The organism is Rhodococcus sp. C26F, from assembly GCF_053345925.1.
On sequence record NZ_JBKFBA010000004.1, the window covers coordinates 62,709 to 82,559 of the forward strand.

Annotated in this window: 22 protein-coding genes; 7 read left to right on the forward strand and 15 right to left on the reverse strand. The window is 69.0% G+C overall.

Features of this window, described 5'->3' with window-relative positions:
• Positions 1-84 precede the first annotated feature (84 nt).
• Both ACLBYD_RS07170 and ACLBYD_RS07175 read left to right on the forward strand, forming a co-directional pair.
• A complete protein-coding gene (locus ACLBYD_RS07170) occupies positions 85-765 on the forward strand; it encodes an amino acid ABC transporter permease (protein ID WP_006551296.1) in 681 nt (226 codons plus the stop codon).
• The gene (locus tag ACLBYD_RS07175; RefSeq protein ID WP_060650936.1) at positions 762-1,670 is read left to right on the forward strand and encodes an amino acid ABC transporter permease; all 909 of its coding nucleotides are present in this window, start codon (positions 762-764) and stop codon (positions 1,668-1,670) included. Before ACLBYD_RS07170 ends, ACLBYD_RS07175 begins: the two co-directional genes overlap by 4 nt.
• A gap of 56 nt (positions 1,671-1,726) precedes the next feature.
• Here the strand turns inward: ACLBYD_RS07175 and recX are convergent, their stop codons facing one another.
• The 6 genes from recX to ACLBYD_RS07205 all read right to left on the reverse strand — a co-directional run bounded on the left by recX (position 1,727) and on the right by ACLBYD_RS07205 (position 6,120).
• Positions 1,727-2,344 (reverse strand): recombination regulator RecX, encoded by a 618-nt coding sequence (gene recX / locus ACLBYD_RS07180; protein ID WP_447815907.1) that lies wholly within the window; start codon positions 2,342-2,344, stop codon positions 1,727-1,729.
• 103 nt (positions 2,345-2,447) lie between these two features.
• Complete coding sequence (gene recA / locus ACLBYD_RS07185; protein ID WP_059381245.1) at positions 2,448-3,491, reverse strand: recombinase RecA; 1,044 nt, start codon at positions 3,489-3,491, stop codon at positions 2,448-2,450.
• A gap of 277 nt (positions 3,492-3,768) precedes the next feature.
• Positions 3,769-3,963 carry a DUF3046 domain-containing protein gene (locus ACLBYD_RS07190; RefSeq protein WP_006551291.1) on the reverse strand — a complete coding sequence of 65 codons (195 nt, stop codon included), beginning with the start codon at positions 3,961-3,963 and terminating at the stop codon, positions 3,769-3,771.
• A 37-nt stretch (positions 3,964-4,000) separates the two neighbouring features.
• Positions 4,001-5,146, reverse strand: coding sequence for a glycosyltransferase (locus ACLBYD_RS07195; protein ID WP_447816056.1), 1,146 nt, complete (start codon positions 5,144-5,146; stop codon positions 4,001-4,003).
• Between the two features lie 64 nt (positions 5,147-5,210).
• Positions 5,211-5,930 carry a PIG-L deacetylase family protein gene (locus ACLBYD_RS07200; RefSeq protein ID WP_447815908.1) on the reverse strand — a complete coding sequence of 240 codons (720 nt, stop codon included), beginning with the start codon at positions 5,928-5,930 and terminating at the stop codon, positions 5,211-5,213.
• A gap of 16 nt (positions 5,931-5,946) precedes the next feature.
• Entirely contained in the window at positions 5,947-6,120 is a 174-nt protein-coding gene (locus tag ACLBYD_RS07205; RefSeq protein WP_006551287.1) for a hypothetical protein, read from the reverse strand.
• A gap of 248 nt (positions 6,121-6,368) precedes the next feature.
• Between ACLBYD_RS07205 and ACLBYD_RS07210 the strand changes: the two genes are divergently transcribed.
• Genes ACLBYD_RS07210 through ACLBYD_RS07220 form a run of 3 tightly spaced genes read left to right on the forward strand, consistent with a single transcriptional unit; the run spans position 6,369 to position 8,264 of the window.
• Entirely contained in the window at positions 6,369-6,965 is a 597-nt protein-coding gene (locus ACLBYD_RS07210; RefSeq protein ID WP_060650940.1) for a biotin transporter BioY, read from the forward strand.
• A 16-nt stretch (positions 6,966-6,981) separates the two neighbouring features.
• Positions 6,982-7,662, forward strand: a complete 681-nt coding sequence (locus tag ACLBYD_RS07215) for an energy-coupling factor ABC transporter ATP-binding protein (RefSeq protein WP_447815909.1) — start codon at positions 6,982-6,984, stop codon at positions 7,660-7,662.
• Positions 7,659-8,264, forward strand: a complete 606-nt coding sequence (locus ACLBYD_RS07220; protein WP_447815910.1) for an energy-coupling factor transporter transmembrane component T family protein — start codon at positions 7,659-7,661, stop codon at positions 8,262-8,264. The genes ACLBYD_RS07215 and ACLBYD_RS07220 overlap by 4 nt, the downstream gene beginning before the upstream one ends.
• A gap of 59 nt (positions 8,265-8,323) precedes the next feature.
• Here the strand turns inward: ACLBYD_RS07220 and pspM are convergent, their stop codons facing one another.
• The 4 genes from pspM to pgsA all read right to left on the reverse strand — a co-directional run bounded on the left by pspM (position 8,324) and on the right by pgsA (position 11,481).
• Positions 8,324-9,133 carry a phage shock envelope stress response protein PspM gene (gene pspM, locus ACLBYD_RS07225; RefSeq protein WP_081314380.1) on the reverse strand — a complete coding sequence of 270 codons (810 nt, stop codon included), beginning with the start codon at positions 9,131-9,133 and terminating at the stop codon, positions 8,324-8,326.
• Positions 9,134-9,159: 26 nt separating this feature from the next.
• Positions 9,160-9,966, reverse strand: a complete 807-nt coding sequence (gene pspA, locus ACLBYD_RS07230; protein WP_006551283.1) for a phage shock protein PspA — start codon at positions 9,964-9,966, stop codon at positions 9,160-9,162.
• 199 nt (positions 9,967-10,165) lie between these two features.
• Complete coding sequence (locus tag ACLBYD_RS07235) at positions 10,166-10,552, reverse strand: helix-turn-helix domain-containing protein (RefSeq protein ID WP_006551282.1); 387 nt, start codon at positions 10,550-10,552, stop codon at positions 10,166-10,168.
• A gap of 194 nt (positions 10,553-10,746) precedes the next feature.
• Complete coding sequence (gene pgsA, locus ACLBYD_RS07240) at positions 10,747-11,481, reverse strand: CDP-diacylglycerol--glycerol-3-phosphate 3-phosphatidyltransferase (protein ID WP_447815911.1); 735 nt, start codon at positions 11,479-11,481, stop codon at positions 10,747-10,749.
• Between the two features lie 43 nt (positions 11,482-11,524).
• Here pgsA and ACLBYD_RS07245 point away from each other — a divergent pair, with 43 nt between their 5' ends.
• Both ACLBYD_RS07245 and ACLBYD_RS07250 read left to right on the forward strand, forming a co-directional pair.
• A complete protein-coding gene (locus tag ACLBYD_RS07245; RefSeq protein WP_447815912.1) occupies positions 11,525-12,052 on the forward strand; it encodes an amino-acid N-acetyltransferase in 528 nt (175 codons plus the stop codon).
• 25 nt (positions 12,053-12,077) lie between these two features.
• A complete protein-coding gene (locus ACLBYD_RS07250; RefSeq protein ID WP_033096530.1) occupies positions 12,078-12,362 on the forward strand; it encodes a YciI family protein in 285 nt (94 codons plus the stop codon).
• Here the strand turns inward: ACLBYD_RS07250 and ACLBYD_RS07255 are convergent.
• From ACLBYD_RS07255 to dapA, 5 genes are all read right to left on the reverse strand, one after another.
• Complete coding sequence (locus tag ACLBYD_RS07255; protein ID WP_060650944.1) at positions 12,352-13,335, reverse strand: TerC family protein; 984 nt, start codon at positions 13,333-13,335, stop codon at positions 12,352-12,354. The two genes, ACLBYD_RS07250 and ACLBYD_RS07255, sit on opposite strands and share 11 nt — an antisense overlap.
• 217 nt (positions 13,336-13,552) lie before the next feature.
• Positions 13,553-16,336: a DNA translocase FtsK gene (locus tag ACLBYD_RS07260; RefSeq protein WP_447815913.1), complete on the reverse strand. Its 2,784-nt coding sequence runs from the start codon at positions 16,334-16,336 to the stop codon at positions 13,553-13,555.
• Positions 16,337-16,428: 92 nt separating this feature from the next.
• Positions 16,429-17,055 (reverse strand): TIGR03085 family metal-binding protein, encoded by a 627-nt coding sequence (locus ACLBYD_RS07265; RefSeq protein ID WP_447815914.1) that lies wholly within the window; start codon positions 17,053-17,055, stop codon positions 16,429-16,431.
• Positions 17,056-17,132: 77 nt separating this feature from the next.
• Positions 17,133-18,938 carry a ribonuclease J gene (locus ACLBYD_RS07270; protein ID WP_447815915.1) on the reverse strand — a complete coding sequence of 602 codons (1,806 nt, stop codon included), beginning with the start codon at positions 18,936-18,938 and terminating at the stop codon, positions 17,133-17,135.
• Positions 18,938-19,843 (reverse strand): 4-hydroxy-tetrahydrodipicolinate synthase, encoded by a 906-nt coding sequence (gene dapA / locus ACLBYD_RS07275; RefSeq protein ID WP_016695556.1) that lies wholly within the window; start codon positions 19,841-19,843, stop codon positions 18,938-18,940. Before dapA ends, ACLBYD_RS07270 begins: the two co-directional genes overlap by 1 nt.
• Positions 19,844-19,851 lie beyond the last annotated feature (8 nt).

Here is a 19,851-nt window from a genome sequence, read left to right on the forward strand (position 1 = left end):
CCGCCGGTGCGGCCGGTCCGTGATCCCACGGACCGGCCGGACCGTTCCGGACTCCCACCCGTCCCCTCGATCCCGGAGTGACCTGTGGATCTGTTGAGCAAGTACAGCAGCCAGCTACTCGACGCGTTCTGGACCACGATCCAGTTGACCGTCATCTCGGCGATCGGTGCACTGATCCTCGGAACGATCCTCGCCGCGATGCGCGTGTCCCCCATCCCGGTGGCGCGTGCCGTCGGCGCCGCCTACGTGACGATCTTCCGTAACACCCCGCTGACCCTGATCATCATCTTCTGCCTGTTCGGTCTGTCCCAGACGCTCGGCATCAAGCTGGCCTCCGAGTCGTCGCCGACCTTCCTGGTGGACAACAACTTCCGGCTCGCCGTGCTCGGCCTGAGCGTCTACACGGCGGCCTTCGTGTGCGAGTCGCTCCGCTCGGGCATCAACACGGTCTCGCTCGGACAGTCGGAGGCCGGCCGCTCGCTGGGTCTGACCTTCAGCCAGAATCTGCGCCTGATCGTCCTCCCCCAGGCGTTCCGCGCGGTCATCGCCCCGCTCGGTTCGGTGCTCATCGCGTTGACCAAGAACTCGACGATCGCCTCCGTCATCGGCGTGTCCGAGGCCTCGCTGCTGATGAAGACGATGATCGAGAACGAAGCGGCCATCTTCGTCGTCGGTGGCATCTTCGCGCTCGGGTTCGTCATCCTCACCCTTCCCACCGGCCTGCTCTTCGGCCGGCTCAGCAAGCGATACGAGGTCGCCCGATGAGTGCACACGGAACCGTTCTCTACGACGCACCCGGGCCCCGCGCCAAGGCGCTCTACCGGATCCTGTCGGTGGTCGTGGTCGCGCTCCTCGTCCTCGTCGGCTGGATCGTCTACCGCGCGCTCGACGCCAACGGGCAGCTGACGGCCGCCAAGTGGGAGCCGTTCGTCGAATCGTCCAGCTGGACGACCTATCTGCTGCCCGGTATCCGCGGCACGATCATCGCGGCCGTCGCGTCGATCGTGCTGGCACTCGTGCTCGGCACGGTCCTGGGTATCGCGCGTCTGTCCGACCACCGGTGGGTCCGCTGGATCGCCGGCGCGATCGTCGAGTTGTTCCGCGCCGTCCCGGTGCTGATCCTGATGATCTTCGCCTACCAGGTGTTCGCCGAGTACCGCGTCTTCAAATCCGGATATCTCGCGCTCGCGGCCGTCATCACCGGCCTGACCCTGTACAACGGCTCGGTCATCGCCGAGATCGTGCGCGCGGGCATCCGGTCGCTTCCGCGTGGTCAGAGCGAGGCCGCCTACGCGATCGGCATGCGGAAGAACCAGCTCATGCGGCTGATCCTGCTGCCGCAGGCCGTGACGGTCATGCTCCCGGCGATCGTGTCGCAGATGGTGATCGCGCTCAAGGACTCCGCGCTCGGCTACCTCATCGGCTATGTCGAAGTGGTGCGTTCCGGCCAGCAGCTCGGCGCGTTCTTCCAGAACTACCTGCCGTCGCTGCTGGTGGTCGCGGCGATCATGATCATCCTCAACAGTGCGCTGACACAGTTCGCGATCTGGCTCGAGAAGCGCCTGCGATCCGGGAAGCGGAAGAAGGGTGCCGTGCCGGCCGAAGAGCCTCAGACGATGCCCACGATGTCGGTGCCAGGCCTGGACCTGAGCGGCGAGGGCCGCAAGTAACAGCAGCACTGTGGTTGCGAAGTTCGCAGTCGAGCCCAGGCGTTTCGCAGTCGGGCTCAGTCGTGCGGGAGGTCGCTCGCGTCGGCACCGAACGTCGCGAGTTCCTCCCGCACGACATCGAACGCCATCCCCTGCGCGTAGCCGCGCCGGGCCAGCATCCCGACCAGCCGCCGCACCAACTTGTCGCGTTCGGCCGCGATCTCGCGCCGATCCCCTTCGGTGGGCAGCGGCGGCTGGGTGCGGAGCTTCTTGCGGACCAGTTCGACCGCCCGTTCCCGTTCGTCGGCGGTGTCGATCTGTTCGAGGGCAGCCGCCGCGTCGTCGGCGTCGATTCCCTTGCGGCGCAGTTCGAGTGCGATCGCGCGCTTACCCTTCCCCGCGTGCAGATGCCGTGAACGTGCCCACTGGTCGGCGAAATCCGCGTCGTCGATCAACCCGACCTCGGTGAGACGGTCGAGGGCACGTTCGGCGACGTCGGACGCGAACCCCTTCTGCTCGAGCTTCGTCGCGAGCTCGGACCGGCTGCGTGCACGATCGGTCAGCAGACGGAGACAGACGTCCTTGGCCTGCGCTTCGGTGCCGCCGCCGGGCAGTTCCTGCTCGGTGCGAGCCGAGCGCCGCCGTCCGCGTCGTTCGCGCTGTGCGTCGGGCCGTCGTTCCTCGGGGTCGTCCATGACGCGCACAGTAGCCGGACCCACCGACAGCGCGGCCTGGTGCGGATACGCCACGGGGGCACGGACGACGTGCGTCCGTGCCCCCGTGCGGTCTGGGCGGTGACTAGAAGTCGACCGGCTCCTCGACATCACTCGGATCGGTGAGAACGGCACCGATGCCGAGCTTCTCCTTGATCTTCTTCTCGATCTCGTCACGCACATCGGTGTTCTCGAGCAGGAACTTGCGGGCGTTCTCCTTGCCCTGCCCCAGCTGGTCGCCCTCGTAGGTGTACCAGGAGCCGGACTTACGGATGAAGCCCTGATCGACACCCATGTCGATGAGCGAGCCCTCCTTCGAGATGCCCTGGCCGTACAGGATGTCGAACTCGGCCTGCTTGAACGGAGGCGAGACCTTGTTCTTGACGACCTTCACGCGGGTGCGGTTGCCCACTGCGTCGCCGCCGTCCTTGAGCGTCTCGATCCGGCGCACGTCCAGACGCACGGAGGCGTAGAACTTCAGCGCCTTACCGCCCGTGGTGGTCTCGGGCGAGCCGAACATCACGCCGATCTTCTCGCGCAGCTGGTTGATGAAGATCGCGGTGGTGCCGGAGTTGTTGAGCGCACCGGTCATCTTGCGCAGTGCCTGGCTCATCAGGCGGGCCTGGAGACCGACGTGGCTGTCGCCCATCTCGCCCTCGATCTCGGCGCGGGGCACGAGCGCCGCGACCGAGTCGATGACAATGATGTCGAGCGCACCCGAGCGGATGAGCATGTCGGCGATCTCGAGGGCCTGCTCACCGGTATCGGGCTGGGACACGAGCAGGGCGTCGGTGTCGACACCGAGCTTGCGCGCGTAGTCCGGATCGAGGGCGTGCTCGGCGTCGATGAACGCCGCGATGCCGCCGGCGGCCTGCGCGTTGGCGACCGCGTGGAGGGCTACCGTCGTCTTACCCGAGGATTCCGGGCCGTAGATCTCGATGACGCGCCCGCGCGGCAGGCCGCCGATACCGAGAGCCACGTCGAGTGCGATCGACCCGGTGGGAATGACTGCGATGGGCGGACGGACGTCCTCGCCCAGGCGCATCACCGAGCCCTTACCGAAGCTCTTGTCGATCTGCGCGAGGGCGAGCTCGAGCGCCTTCTCGCGGTCGTGAGCCTGTGCTGCCATCTTGGTCCCCTTAATAGAATCTCGTCCTTGTTGTCGACGACGTTAGAACCCGGCACCGACAAGTTCGCTGTCGCGACCGCGGAAACGCCGTATCTGTGGATGGAATCACCACCTGTGGACAACCCACCCGGCGCTCCCAGCATAGCCGAACACGTGTTCGAAATCCGGTCGCTTCGTGTACGCCAGGAATGGTCGCATCCCGGTCGGACAGAAAATCGATTCCGGCATCTACTCCTGCACCGATTCCGGTCGGGAACAGCCCCGACCGGCTCCGCGGCTACCGCCGCACGGGCGGGACGTCGAACTCGTCGCAGAGCGCGCGCCACACCTCCCGGGGCTCCTGTCCCGCCTCGATCGCCTCGGCCGCCGTCCGTCCACCGAGCGAGAGCAGCACGTGATCGCGCAGCAGGGCATCGCCGTGCATCTGTCCGAACTCGTCCCGGACCACCTCGTAGAACTCCGTCAACCGCACCCCGACCACGGTAGTCGCGCGCGGTGCGCCGCGACAGTCAGTCCGCCGCGGCCTCGCACACCGCGACCGGATCCTCCACGTCGCCGGCACCGTCCGCGGCCGCACGAGCCGCGGCGGCGAAGTCCGGCGACGACAGCACGGTGTCGATCGCGGAGCGGACCGCAGCCGCGTCGAGCGGACGCACCACCACCGCACTCCCCTGCCGTGCGGCGCGGTTCGCCAGCTCCCACTGGTCGCCACCCCCGGGCACGATCACCGCCGGAACCCCCGCACTCAGCGTCTTGGCGAGCATCCCGTGCCCACCCCCGCACACGACGACATCGGCCTGCCGGAGCAGGACGTCCTGCCTGCCGCGACCCGAGACGGCCCAGCTCGGGAGCGACTGCTGCGGGGGGTCGAGCATTGTCGCGGCGACCCGCATCCCGGCCCCGTCGAGTGCGTCGCAGACCGTCTCGACCATCCCGGTCACGCCGGTGACCGCGGTCGACGGCGCGACCATCACGACAGGTCCGTCACCCGGCGGCGGATCGAGGATCTCCGCGGTGGGTTCCCACAGCAGCGGACCGACGACGTGCGCGTGCCCGGGCCAGTCGGGACGGGGCACCTCGAGTGCCGGCAGGGTGGCGATCAGCCGGGCCCGGGGCCCGGGATCGCGCGCCGGCAGACCGATCCCGACGCGTGCGGCAGAACGCTCGCGCTCCCCCTGCCGCAGCGATCTCGCGGTCATCGCACGCAACGCGGCGTCCCTCAACCGGCCCCGCACACCCGTGCCCACATCGAGACCGCTGCCGATCGGCGGAAGCCCGCGCGACGGCAGGTACAACGGATGCGGCGAGAGCTCGACCCACGGGATCCCCAGTCGCTCGGCGGCCATCCCTCCGCCGGCGGTGAGCACGTCCGCCACCACGAGATCGGGCAGCAGGGCTCCGAGATCCGGGAGCATCTCGCTCGCGATGTGGGCGGCACGGGCGTGGATCTTCGCCCCCGCGTCGCCGTCGTCGTCCCCGAGCCGGGGCGCGAGCCCCTTCAACTCCGCGAACGTCACACCGGGCAGCTCGAGACCGAGCCATCGTTCGCCCGTGAGGACGACCGCGTCGTGCCCGGCATCCGCGAGCCGCAGCGACAACGCGATCGCCGGAATCGCATGACCCGCATCGGGCCCGGCCACCACCGCCACTCGCACGCGCACAGCCTGCCACATCCCGTGCACGCGGGAGAGATGTCACTGCACCGTCGTGGGACGTCCCCTATCCCGCGAAGGTGTACAGCTCGAATCCGGCGGCCCGAGCGGCCGGAAAGCCCGGTAGCGGTGCGGACGATCGCTCCACCTGCTCGCGGGCCTGCTCCTCGGCGCTCCTGTCGTCGAGGGCCTCGAGATAGCGGCGGTGCGCCGAGAGCGATTCGACCGCCACCTCGACCGTGTCGGTGACGTCCACCCCGTGGGTCGGAGACGTCGTGTTGACCGCCACCCACCGCACCCCGGGCCAGGCTTCGAGGCCGGCCTCCGCGAGTTCCGGGAAGATCCACTCGTTGGCCGCGTCGGCCACGGCATCGAGCACGGCCAGCCCGACCGCACGGTGGTCCGCGCTGTTGAGGATGCCGGGGAACCAGGTGAGCCCGAAGTTCCCGGTCACCACCATGTCGGGTCGGTGTCTGCGGATGCTCGCCGCGATGTCGCGTCGCAGGTCGAGACCGGCGACGATGTGCCCGTCGCGGTGGCCGAGGAACTCCACCGAGTCCACGCCGACGATCCGCGCGGATTCGCGTTCCTCCGCCTCCCGCAGGGGGCCGCACTCCTTCGGGTCGAGCCCGGCGATCCCGGCCTCCCCGCTCGTCGCGAGGACGTAGCGCACCTGCTTGCCCTGCCGGGTCCATCTGGCCACGGCCGCGGCGGCACCGTATTCGATGTCGTCGGGGTGCGCGGCGATCACGAGTGCGTTCTGCCAGTCCTCCGGTACCGCCTCCACAGCTGCCCCCTTCGTCCTACAGACGTGTCAGGTCGTGCTTGTCACCTCCCGATACTGCCTTGTACAGCAGGTATCCGCCGAAGATCACGGCGCCGAGTACGAGAAAGCCGAACAGGTTGTCGAGCAGGGCGCCGAGGACGGCGAGACCGACCCACACCACCGCGACGATTCCTACGATCTTCCAGAACATTGGGTACTCCCACCCTCGATGCCGACCTCTTCCGAGTCGGACTCCGTTTGCTCGGTACGCCTCGATCCTGACAGCTCGAGCGACGAAAAACAGCAGGTCAGCACAGATATCAGGGAAAGATCAGGGGACACCCGGAGGCGCACCCCGGTGTAGCCCACGGGCACCCGGAGACGGGTCGGTGACCCGCGGCACGCCGGTACGGCTTAGGCTCTACGGGTTCGCCGTCCATACCAGAAGGCTGAGTAATCGTGTCCTCGTCCCGCCGTATCCCCGCGCGCGACCTCGCGCAGATCGCCGTCTTCGCCGCCCTGATCATCGCCCTGGGACTGCCCGGTCAGATCAGCATCGGATCGTCCGGCGTGCCCATCACGCTGCAGACCCTGGGCGTGATGCTCGCGGGTGCACTGCTCGGCGCACGCAAGGGTGTCCTGTCGGTGCTCACCGTGATCGTGCTGGGACTGGCGCTGCCCGTACTCGCCGGCGGGCGCACGACCCTCACCTCGCTGGCCGGTCCCACGGTGGGCTTCCTCATCGGCTGGATCCCTGCCGTCGCCGTGATCGGCTGGCTGAGCATGAAGATGCTGCCGCGATACCGCACGTTGCCCGGTGTGGCCGTCAACGTCCTCGGTGGCATCGTCGTCCTCTACGCCTTCGGTATCGCGGGCATGGTCCTGCGCACGGATCTCACGGTGTGGGCCGCCGCCGCGGCCAACGTCACCTTCCTGCCGGGCGATCTGGCCAAGGCGGTCGTCGCCGCAGCGGTCGCCGCCCAGGTGCACCGCGCCTATCCCGCACTGGCGGCACCGCGCATCGCGCACCGCCCCGCTGCGGATCCTGCGCACTGACGCCGCCCGACCGTCGATGAGCGAGATCCGATTCCGGGAGGTGCGGCACGCCTACGGCGACCGCACCGTCCTCGACGGGGTCGACGTGGTCCTCACCGAACGACGCGTCGGCATCGTCGGCGCGAACGGCAGCGGCAAGTCGACGATGGCGCGCATGATCAACGGCCTACTCGTCCCGTCGTCCGGCTCGGTGACCGTCGACGGCCTCGACACGGCGCGCAAGGGCCGGGAGATCCGCAAGAAGGTCGGATTCGTCTTCACCGACCCGGACCATCAGATCGTCATGCCGACGGTCGCCGAGGACGTCGCCTTCTCGCTGCGACGCAGCGGACTCGGCAAGGAGGAACGCGAGGCCCGGGTACGGCAGGTCCTCGCCGATTTCGGGCTCGCGGGGCACCACGACCACCCCAGCCACCTGCTCTCGGGCGGCCAGAAGCAGTTGCTCGCGCTCGCCGCGATCATGGTGACCGACCCGGCGGTGCTCGTCGCGGACGAACCGACGACCCTGCTCGACCTGCGCAACACGAAGCTCATCGCGCGCACCTTCGCGAGCCTGCCGCAGCAGGTGATCGCGGTGACCCACAATCTCGAACTCCTCGCGGACTTCGATCGTGTGCTTGTGGTCGACTCGGGGCGGATCGTCGCCGACGACGAACCGGCGTCCGCGCTCGCGTTCTACCGGAATCTGATCGGGTGAACACCTTCGGCCTCTACCATCCCGGGCACTCCGTCCTGCACCGGCTTCCGGCGGGAGCGAAGCTGCTCGGGGTCGCAGCACTGATCCTCGCGCTGACCCTGTGGATCCGACAGCCCTGGCAGGTGCTTCCCGCCCTGGCCCTGGCCGTGCTCGCGTACGCGGCCGCGCGCATACCTCCGCGTCTGGCGGCTGTGCAGCTGCGCCCGCTGGTGTGGATGCTGGCGATCATCGCAGCGTTCCAGGTCCTTGTGGCGGGGTGGGAACGGGCGGTGGTGATCTGCGGGTCGCTGCTCGTGGCGGTCGCCCTGGCCGCCCTGGTGACCCTCACGACGCGGACCACCGACATGCTCGACGCGATCGTGCGGGCGGCCCGTCCCCTCGCGCGCGTCGGGGTGGATCCCGACCGGGTGGGACTCGTGCTGGTGATGACCGTCCGCGCGATCCCGCTGATCGGCACCGTGGTCACCCGCGTGACCGAGGCACGCAAGGCGCGCGGTCTCGGATTCTCGTTGCGGGCGCTGGTGGTTCCGGTGGTGGTGGGAGCCCTGCGCACCGCGGAGGCGATGGGCGAGGCCCTCGCCGCTCGCGGTGTCGACGACTGAGAGGTGTCTACGACCGACGTGTTCGGCTCGCGGTGTCGATGACGGAGGTGTTCCACCCCTCAGGGGCGGTAACGCTGCTCGATCTGCCCCAACTCGCGCCAGGACTGCGCCCAGCTCTCGAGTTTGTCGGACGTGGCGATCAGTTCGGCGCGTCGCTGGTCGAGCATCGCCAGCGACCGGTTGCCCTCGGCGGTCGCGGCGAGGCGTGCTGCAGCGGCGACGAGTTCCTCGAACTGGTCGACACCCGTCCCGAGACGCTCGCCCGCGTCGACGATGGCAGCGGACAGATGGGTCTTGGCGGCTGCACTGCCCTGCGCAGCGGATTCGAGGGCAACGACGTCCTCGACGACGGCATCGAGTGCGGATGCGGCTGCGCGGGCCGCGTCGTCGATCTCGGTGAGGTCGTCGGGGGCCACGGAGTTCGACCGCACGAGCACACCGAGCAGGCGCCGCAGGCTCTCCTCGTTCGCCGCGAGGCGTTCCATCGGGGCGCGGGCGACCGAACCGGCCGGTGGCAGCGACCGGCGGCGCGGCGGCGGTGGGGGCAGCGGCACCGCATCGAGGCGACGGAACGTACGGACGGCGAGGACGGCGGGCACTGCGAGAGCCGCCGTCGCTCCCCCGGCCGCGACGAGCGTCCATTCGGGGGCCGACGCGACGGCCAGGGTGGCGGTGCCGATCGCCGTGGTGCCCGAGCCGGCGCCGAAGAAACTGGCACGCCGACGCGCGCGACGTTTCTTACGCCGCAAGCGGGCGGCGGGATCGCGCCAGCGGCGCGCGGCCTCCATCGCGTTGTCGGTGGCGTCACGGAACGCAGAGACGACCGAACCGGGGATGTTCCCGGTCCGGTCGTCTCCGGAGGCGTTCACGGTGGATCAGTTCCGAGGCGTGCGGATCACCGGCCCGTGGTACCGGCGGCGTTCGGGGGCTCTTTGCGCGTGTCGACGGCGGGGTTGGCGGGAGTGCCCGGAAGCGCCTCGCCCTTCATCGACGCCCGGATCTGCTCGAGTCGGCTGTGGCCGGCCATCTGGACGGTGGCCTGCTGCACCTCGAGCATGCGGCCCTGGACCGAGTTCTGGGCGAGCTCGGCCGAACCGAGAGCGTTGGCGTAGCGACGCTCGATCTTCTCGCGGACGGCGTCCAGACTCGGAGTGGTGCCCGGCGCTGCGAGGGTCGAATCCATCGAACGCAGCGACTCGCTGACGCGCTCCTGCATCTTGGCCTGCTCGAGCTGGCTGAGCAGCTTCGTGCGCTCGGCGACCTTCTGCTGCAGCGCCATGGCGTTCTGCTCGACGGCCTTCTTGGCCTGCGCGGCGGCCTGGAGCGACTGGTCGTGCAGCACCTTGAGGTCCTCGACGGACTGCTCGGCGGTGACGAGCTGTGCCGCGAAGGCCTCGGCCGCGTTCGTGTACTGGATCGCCTTCTCGGTGTCGCCCGCCGCCGTGGCCTGGTCGGCCATCATGACGGCCTGGCGGGCACTCGCGTTGAGCTTCTCGACCTCGTCCAGCTGACGGTTGAGCTTCATCTCGAGCTGACGCTGGTTACCGATGACGGAGGCCGCCTGCTGCGAGAGTGCCTGATGCTGACGCTGCGCGTCCTCGATCGCCTGCTGAATCTGGACCTTCGGATCGGCCTTCTCATCGATCTTCGAGTTGAAAAGCGCCATCAGGTACTTCCAGCCCTTGACGAAAGGATTAGCCATGGGTGTGATCCTGCCTCCATCTGGTACGCCGCGCCGAACGCGACCCGGTACGCGGCCCTCGCGCCCCGGTTCGAAGATCGCCGGTCCGCTGCTACCCCCGACGACCCACCTGCCCCGGCCGGGTCCGTGCACGCACCACGCCCCGGTCGATGTCGCTTACGACCGTATCCGGCGAGGCCGGCACGGTTCGTGATCCATGTTAGGCGGCTGCCAGCGCCTGTGCGGCGGGTGCAGGGATCACCATGCGCGGCTCCTGCGCGAGCAACCCGGGCTCGGCGGTGGCGCCGTCGTCGGACCGCTCGGCCGGTGCCGTGTCGGCTGCGGTGGTCTCCATGTCCGTGCGACGGTCGAGGCCGTCCGCCAGCAGACCGCTCACGTCGAACAGCACGTCGGACAGCGGGACCTCCAGTGCATCGCAGATGGCCGCGAGCAGTTCGCTCGAGGCTTCCTTCCTGCCGCGCTCGATCTCCGAGAGATAGCCGAGACTGACCCGGGCGCTGCTGGAGACTTCGCGCAGGGTGCGGCTCTGCGAAACACGGGTGCGCCGAAGGCTGTCACCGAGTGCCTCACGCAACAACAGCGCCATCCCATCCTCCTTCGTCCGTCGTGCCGACACCTCGTCAACGCACGACGACGCTGCGAGGTTCCCGCAGATCGATCGGACCTCGATACCGCGGTGTCCAGACATTACAACGCCTACGGCGGTTGCAGACGTCCGAGTAGTCCCGACACAGCGGTGTCGACCGCACCGAGCCGGCTCCCGCACGTTCCGCCCCGTGGTTACCGGGCGTCCTCGCCCACCGTGCGGCCGTCGCCCGGCGTGTCCCGGGCAGCGGCGCCCTCCCCCGGGACGTCCTCCGCACGGGCGGTCTCGCTCTCGCTCCGGCGCACCCCGGTACGCAGCCGGATCGCCTGGACCACGTAGTCGAGTCCCGTCACCACCGTCAGTGCGACCGCCAGGATCATCAGGCCGATCGCCACCGGTTCTACCGATTCGGGCAGTGGCAGCAGGTAGACACCGATGGCGAGCGTCTGCACCAGGGTCTTGAGCTTGCCGCCGCGACTCGCCGGGATCACGGCGTGCCGGAGCACGGCGAACCGCAGGGCGGTGATCCCCAGCTCCCGAGCCGCGATGATCCCGGTGACCCACCACGACAGGTCACCGAGCAGCGACAGCCCGACGAGCGCGGCACCGATGAGGGCCTTGTCGGCGATGGGATCGGCGAGTTTGCCGAAATCGGTGACGAGACCGTGCTTTCGTGCGAGTTGACCGTCGATCCGGTCGGTGATGGCGGCGATCGCGAAGACTCCGGTCGCCGCGAGCCTCCACCCGGTGTCGTGCCCGTCGCCGACGAAGAGCAGCACCAGGAAGACCGGTACCAACGCGATCCGGCCCACCGTCAGGATGTTGGCGATGTTCCACAACGGCACCGGATCGTGCGGGCTCCCGGCGTGCGGTCCCGGTGCGGCGCCGCTCCCGCCCGACGCGGTGACATGCTGGCGGGGCGTGCTCATGTGCCCCACAATATCGGTAGCCGCACGCGCTACTGTTCACCGCATGACGACACCGCCGACGAACCACGACTCGAACGATCGAATGGTCGTACGGCGCGCCCGAACCTCCGACGTGCCCGAGATCAAGCGGCTCATCGACATCTATGCGGGCAAGATCCTGCTCGAGAAGAATCTGGTGACCCTGTACGAGGCCGTCCAGGAGTTCTGGGTGGCCGAACTCGGGGGTCGGGTCGTCGGGTGCGGGGCCCTGCACGTGCTGTGGTCGGATCTCGGCGAGGTACGCACCGTGGCCGTCGACCCGTCCGTCAAGGGCCACGGTGCAGGTCACCTGATCGTCGCGCGCCTCATCGAGGTCGCCCGCGAGCTCGAGCTGGAACGACTGTTCGTGCTCACCTTCGAGGTGGAGTTCTTTGCGCGGCACGGTTTCGCGGAGATCCAGGGGACTCCGGTGACGGCCGAGGTCTATGCGGAGATGTGCCGGTCGTACGATACGGGCGTCGCGGAGTTCCTGGACCTGAGCTACGTGAAACCGAACACGCTCGGGAACACCCGGATGCTCCTCACCCTCTGATCGAGACCACGAAAGCGAGGCCCGCATGGCCCTGTTCGCCGTCGAGTACACCTATTCGGATGCGACCGCCTCGGCGCGCGACGAGCACCGCCCGAAGCACCGAGCATGGCTCGGCGATCTCGTCGAACAGGGCATCGTGCGGGCGACCGGCCCGTGGACCGACGGTTCGGGTGCGCTCATCCTCGTCGATGTGGCCGACGAGGCCGCGGCGCGCGAACTGATGGCCCAGGACCCGTTCGCGCAGCGCGACCTCGTCGATGCCGTGCGCATCACCGGGTGGAACCCGGTGATGGGCGTGTTCAACTCCTGACGGATTCCTTCTCGCCGCGCGTCTTGAGCAGGCTGGCCACCGTCGTCACGGCCAGCACTCCGACGATCACGATCAGGGACACGCCGGTGGAGATCTCCGGGACGGCGACGTGCTCGCCGCCGTTGATCCAGCCGAGCGTGTTCTCGTGCAGGGCGTGGAGCACCAGCTTCACGCCGATGAACGCGAGGATGATCGACAGTCCGTAGGACAGGTAGACCAACCGCTCGAGCAGACCGCCGATGAGGAAGAACAGCTGGCGCAGGCCCATCAGCGCGAAGGCGTTCGCGGTGAACACCAGGTACGGCTCGTTGGTCAGACCGTAGATCGCGGGGATCGAGTCGAGCGCGAAGAGGATGTCGGTGAAGCCGATCGCGACGAGCGCGAGCAGCATCGGCGTGACGAGCTTCTTGCCGTCGATGCGGGTGACGAGGCGGTCGCCGTCGTACTCGTCGTGCACCGGCAGGAACTTCCGGGCCAGCTTGACCATCCGGTTCTCCGAGATGGCCTGCGGGTCCTCGCCGTGGTCGCGGATGAGCTTGACCGCCGTGTAGATGAGGAAGAAGCCGAACAGGTAGAACACCCAACTGTAGGCGTTGATCGCCGCGGCACCGACCGCGATGAAGGCACCGCGCATGACCAGCGCCAGCACGATGCCGATGGTGAGGACCTTCTGCTGGTACTCACGGGGCACCGCGAAGGTGGCCATGATGATGACGAAGACGAAGAGGTTGTCGACCGACAGCGCCTTCTCGGTGATGTAGCCGGCGAAGTACTCGCCGCCGTAGGTCGGTCCCCAGACCGCGAAGACGATCACGCCGAAGAGGATCGCGATGGCGATGAAGACGGCCGACCAGAAACCGGATTCGCGCAGTGTGGGCGCGTGCGGCTTGCGGACGTGGGCGAAGAAGTCGAAGACGAACAACCCGATGATGACGGCGATCGTGATCAACCAGGTAGTCAGGTTTACGTGCATGGGCACATGGGCCTTCCGGTAGGTATGCGTACCTGCCGGAGGTCTCTCCCGCCCGGACTATCGCCGGACCGACGGCCCCGGGACGGCATCGGCGCCGCACGTGTTGACGAGACCGCCGCGGATCTGGGGATACTCCCCTCCACAGCTCCCACGATTGTGCCACACATCGTCACTTCCCGCCGGGAGGCAACAGGGACGCCGGTCGAACGGGCATGTCTCACTGCTCTGCGGCAGGCGCTTCCGCCGGATCCCCGCCGCCACGGATCGAGTACAGCAGGCCGTCGAGTTCCTCGGGCTTGACCAGCACCTCGCGGGCCTTGCTGCCCTCGCTCGGCCCGACCACGCCTCGGGTCTCCATCAAGTCCATCAGGCGACCGGCCTTGGCGAAGCCGACGCGGAGCTTGCGCTGCAGCATCGACGTCGAACCGAACTGGCTCGTGACGACGAGTTCGACGGCCTGCAGGAAGACGTCGAGGTCGTCGCCGATGTCGGGGTCGACGTCCTTCTTGTCGCCGGCCTTCGGGGCGGTGACGCCCTCGTTGTACTCGGGTTCGGCCTGGTTCTTGGCGAAGTCGACGACCCCTGCAATCTCCTCGTCGGTGATGAACGCACCCTGCAGGCGGATCGGCTTGCCCGCACCCATCGGCAGGAACAGTCCGTCGCCCATACCGATGAGCTTCTCGGCACCGGGCTGGTCGAGGATGACACGCGAGTCGGTGAGCGAACTCGTCGCGAACGCGAGTCGCGAGGGCACGTTCGTCTTGATGAGACCCGTGACGACGTCCACAGAGGGTCGCTGGGTGGCGAGCACGAGGTGGATGCCGGCGGCACGGGCCTTCTGGGTGATGCGGACGATCGCGTCCTCGACGTCGCGTGGGGCCGTCATCATCAGGTCGGCGAGCTCGTCGACGATGGCGAGGATGTACGGATACGGCCGGTACACGCGCTCGCTGCCGAGCGGTGCGGTGATCTCCCCCGACTTCACCTTCGTGTTGAAGTCGTCGATGTGGCGCACGCGGTTGGCCTGCATGTCCTGGTAGCGCTGCTCCATCTCCTCGACGAGCCAGGCCAGCGCCGCCGCGGCCTTCTTCGGCTGCGTGATGATCGGCGTGATCAGGTGCGGGATGCCCTCGTAGGGCGTCAGCTCGACCATCTTCGGGTCGATGAGGATCATCCGCACCTCGTCGGGTGTCGCGCGGATGAGCAGCGACACGAGCATCGAGTTGACGAAGCTCGACTTACCGGAACCGGTCGAACCGGCGACCAGCAGGTGCGGCATCTTCGCGAGGTTGGCGGAGACGAAGTCGCCCTCGATGTCCTTGCCGAGACCGATGACGAGGGGGTGATGGTCGCGGCGGGTCGACGGTGCTGCGAGCACGTCCGACAGCCGCACGAGTTCGCGGTCGGTGTTGGGGACCTCGATGCCGACGGCGGACTTGCCCGGGATCGGTGCGAGCAACCGGACGTTGTCGGTCGCCACCGCGTACGCGATGTTGCGGGCGAGCGCGGTGATCTTCTCGACCTTGACGCCGGGGCCGAGTTCGACCTCGTAGCGGGTGACGGTCGGGCCACGGGTGAAGCCGGTGACCGCGGCGTCGATCTTGAACTGTTCGAGGACCTCGGTGATCGCCTCGATCATCTGGTCGTTCGCGGCCGACCGCGTCTTGGGCGGGTCGCCCTTGGTGAGCAGCTCCAGTGAGGGCAGCGTGTAGTCGCCCTCGACCTCGCGGTCGCGCACGAACGTCTCGGCCGGTTCCGGTTCGGAGGTCTGGTCGACGACCTCGGGTACCGGGGCGGCCTTCGGCTTCTTGCGGGCGGGAGCCGGGGCCGGCGCTGCGGCCGGGGTCTCGGCGACCGAGGGCATCTCCAGCGTGGCCGGCGGTGAGGCGGGCGCCTCGGGTTCGGGTGCGCGGTCGTCCCACAGCGGGAGCACCTCGGTCTTCGCGTCGCCGTCGAACTCGTCGGGCGGGTAGTTCTCCACCGGGGTACGCCGGCGGCGGGACCGCTTGGGGGCGGGCGGCTCGTCGATCGGGTAGCCGTCGGCGTCGAACATCGGCGGCTCGTCGTAGCCGTAATCGTCGTCGTAGTGGTCGTCGTAGTCGCCGTACTCGTCGTCGGCGCGGTAGCCGAGACCGAAGTAGTCGCGGAACAGTTCGGGCAGCTCCCGCACCGTGGTGCCGGTGAGCAGCAGGATCCCGAAGCCCGCCGCGAGGAGCATCAGCGGCACGGACAGCCAGACGGTGAGTCCGGAAGTGAGCGGGCCGCCCACGGCGGCACCGACGAAACCGGCCCCTTCGGAGCGGCCCTCCGCGTCGGTGGGTGAACCGGAGGCGATGTGCCACAGGCCCAGTGCGGGCAGACCGACGAGCAGTCCGCCGACGACGAGCCGGGGACGGATCTCGGGATGCGGTTCGGTGCGCATGAGCGTTACCGCGACGCCGATCGCGACAAGCGGAAGGACCGCGCTCGCACCGCCGGTTATGGCGCGGACGGCCGTCTCGACCCACTCCCCCACCGGGCCGCCGACGCCGAACCACACCGTGCCGGCGATGATCACACCGATGGAGATCAGTCCGAGCGCGATGCCGTCGCGGCGGTGTCCGGACTCGATCTCGGTGGCGCGACCCATCGTGCGGGTCGTGGCTCCCACAGCGCGGGCCGTCATCATCCAGCCGGCGCCGATGGTGCGGCCGACAGCGGTGAGGATCCCCCCGGAACTGCGCCGGGGACGGGCGGGCGCGGGGCGGCGGCTCGCGGCCGGAGCGCGACGTGCGGTGCCACCGCTGCGACGGTTCGCGGTCGAGGCCGCGGCGCGCGGCTTGCGCGCAGGGGTGGACCGGGTCGATCCGGACGCCTTCGTCTTCGCGGTCGATCGGGTCTTCGAGGTGGAGGCACCCGCGCTGCGAGCACGGGAGGTGCTGCCGCCCGAGCCCCGCGCCCCCGTCCGCGACCGAGAGGTCGTAGACGACGTTCCGCGGCTGCCCGACGACTTTCCTGCCATATCCGCCAGGGTAGCCGCACGGACCTCTCATGAACCATCAGCAACACGGGTACCGGTCGGCGGCACTGGTCACACGCCGTCCGGGCGACCGCTCACAGGCCGCGTTTCGATCCCGCCAGTTCGGTGACCGCCGACTCGTCGCCCTCGATCTCGAGCCGCACCTGGTCGCGGCCGAAGGCGTGCAGTACGAGTTCGGACGGTTCGCCGCGCAGCACGACGGTGCGCGGACCGCGCTTGCGCAGGGTGACCCGCTCGCCGGAACCGGACCTCTCGAAGATCACCGTGACGTCGCATCCGCCGTAGCTGTTGCGTCCGATCATCCGCGCGATGCGCCAGAGCTGGTCCTGGTCGTCCGCCGACAGCGTCCGCGGCTCCCATCCGGGCTGCGCGCGGCGCACGTCCTCGTGGTGCACGAACATCTCCGCCGCGTTGGCGACGGCGTCGAACAGGAACATCGGCGACCACTTCGGCGGGCCGGAATCGACGTCGGCGAGCAGGTGTGCCCACTGCCGGTCGGTGGCGGAGCGTCGCACCTTCTCCGTGTGATCGGCCAGGGCCGGGACGACGATGCCGGGCATCGCGTCCACGCGGCGCTCGCGGACGAGCAGGTGCGCGGCGAGATCCCGGACCGTCCAGTCGCCGCAGAGCGTCGGCGCGTCGGGTCCGACCTCGGACATGGTGCGGACGAGGGCATGTCGTTCGCTTCGGGCGAGGCTCATTCCGCCACTCTAGCGATCACTCCTGCCCTGGCCCATCGCGCGAGCCCGCGTGTTCGGCGGGCCCGCGCGGACCGTAATCAGGAGACCGGGATCACCGTGGGCACGATCATCGGGCGACGACGATAGGTCTCGGCGACCCAGCGGCCGACGACCCGGCGGATGCCCTGGGCGATGCGATGGGTCTCCGTGACCCCTTCGGCAGCGAGTTCGTTGAGCGCCTTGTCGACGAGCTGCGCCGCCTCGTTGAGTGCGCCCGGGTCGTCGGAGAAACCGCGACCGGAGACCTCCGGGGTGCTCACCGCACGGCCGGTCGCGGCGTCGACCGCGACTGAGATGGAGATGAAACCACCCTCGCCGAGGACGAGACGATCGGACAGCGTGGACTCGCCCACGTCGCCCACCGACAGGCCGTCGACGTAGACGTGACCGACCGGGACGCGCCCGACGATTTCCGCGAGTCCGTCGACCATGTCGACGACCACACCGTCCTCCGCGAGCACGATCCGCTCGCGGGGAACACCCGTGGCCTCGGCCAGGGCGGCGTTCGCCCGCAGGTGGCGCCACTCGCCGTGGACGGGCATCGCGTTGGTGGGTCGCACCGCGTTGTAGAGATACAGCAGCTCGCCGGCCGACGCGTGACCGGAGACGTGCACCTTCGCGTTCTGCTGGGTGACGACCTTCGCGCCGCGCTTGGCCAGGCCGTTGACGACCGCGAACACGGAGTTCTCGTTGCCGGGGATCAGCGACGACGCGAGGACGACGAGGTCGTCGGCCCGGATGTTGATCTGCCGGTGCTCGCCGCGCGCCATCCGGGACAGCGCCGAGAGCGGTTCGCCCTGCGAACCGGTGGAGACCAGCACGACCCGGTCGTCGGGCAGGCTCGCGGCGGTGTCGATGTCGACCTCGAGGCCGTCGGGCACGTTCAGGTAGCCCAGATCCTGCGCGATCTGCATGTTGCGGACCATCGACCGGCCGACGAACGCCACACGCCGGTTGTAGCGCTCGGCGACGTCGACGATCTGCTGGATGCGGTGCACGTGGCTCGCGAAGGACGCGACGATCACCCGGTTGGTGGCCTTGCCGATGACGGTGTCGAGCACTCCGCCGATCTCGCGCTCCGGTGTGACGAAGCCGGGGACCTCGGCGTTCGTCGAGTCGACGAGGAACAGGTCGACACCCTCGTCGCCGAGGCGGGAGAAGCCCGCGAGGTCGGTGAGACGGTTGTCGAGCGGCAGCTGGTCGAGCTTGATGTCGCCGGTGTGCAGCACGACGCCCGCAGCGGTGCGGATCGCGACGGCGATCGCGTCCGGGATGGAGTGGTTGACCGCGAAGTACTCGCACTCGAACGGACCGTGCGAGGTGGTCTGCCCCTCGACGACCTCGACGAGGTTGGGACGCTGGCGGTGTTCGCGGCACTTCGCCGCGACGAGCGCCAGGGTGAACTTGGACCCGACGACCGGGATGTCGGGGCGCAGGCGCAGCAGGAACGGCACGGCACCGATGTGGTCCTCGTGGCCGTGGGTGAGGACGATCGCCTCGACGTCGTCCATCCGGTCCTCGATGTACCGGAAGTCGGGCAGGATCAGGTCGACGCCCGGCTGCTGGTCCTCGGGGAAGAGCACCCCGCAGTCGACGACGAGCAGCCGGCCCTGGTGCTCGAAGACCGTCATGTTGCGGCCGATCTCGCCGATACCGCCGAGCGCGACGACCCGCAGACCGTCGCGGGGAGCCTTCGGCGGCAGACCCAATCGCTCGGTGGGATCGACGATGCGGGCGTCCGGACGCTGGGGGTTCGCCGAGTTCTGCGCGACACGCCGCGGAACGCGGGCGGGCGGACCGGCGTTGCGGGTGGCGCGGCCCCGGCCGCGTGCGGGGCGGCTCATCACAGCACCCCCGCAGCCTGGAGATCCGCCGCGAGTGCGTCGATCTGCGCGGTCACCGGGGCGACCTGCGGCAGACGAGGCTCTCCGACGTCGATGCCGAGCAGCCGCAGGCCGGCCTTCGAGGCGCTCACGCCGCCCAGCCGAGCGACGGCGCGATAGATGGGCACCATCGACAGATTGATGCGGCGGGCGAGTTCGAGATCGCCGGCCTCGAAAGCGGTGTGCAGCTCGCGCAGGCGACCGGGCACGAGATGGCCGATGACGCTGACGAATCCGACGGCGCCGACGGACAGCCACGGCAGGTTCAGGGGGTCGTCGCCCGAGTAGAACTTCAGGTCGGTGGTACCGATCAGCTCGGCGCCCGCGTTCAGATCGCCCTTGGCGTCCTTCACCGCGACGATCCGCGGGTGCTCGGCGAGCAGACGCAGTGTGTCGGTCTCGATCGGCACGACGGATCGAGGTGGGATGTCGTAGAGCATGACCGGCAGATCGGTCGCGTCGGCCACCGCGACGAAGTGGGCGTAGAGGCCGGCCTGCGGGGGCCGCGAGTAGTACGGGGTCACCACGAGCAGGCCGTGCGCACCGGCCCGCGCGGCGTCGCGCGCGAGTTCGACGCTGTGGGCGGTGTCGTTGCTGCCGGCACCGGCGATGATCTTGGCGCGGTCGCCGACGGATGCGAGCACGGCCCGCATCAGCTCCATCTTCTCGTTCTCGGTCGTCGTGGGCGATTCGCCGGTGGTACCGGCGAGAACCAGTGCGTCACAGCCACCGTCGACGAGGTAGTTCGCCAGACGCACGCCCGCATCCACGTCGAGCTTGCCATCGGCAGTGAACGGGGTCACCATCGCTGTGGCGACGGTGCCGAACGGAAGCTCGACAGCAGTTGCGGAATCACCGTTGGTCATGGTCAGAA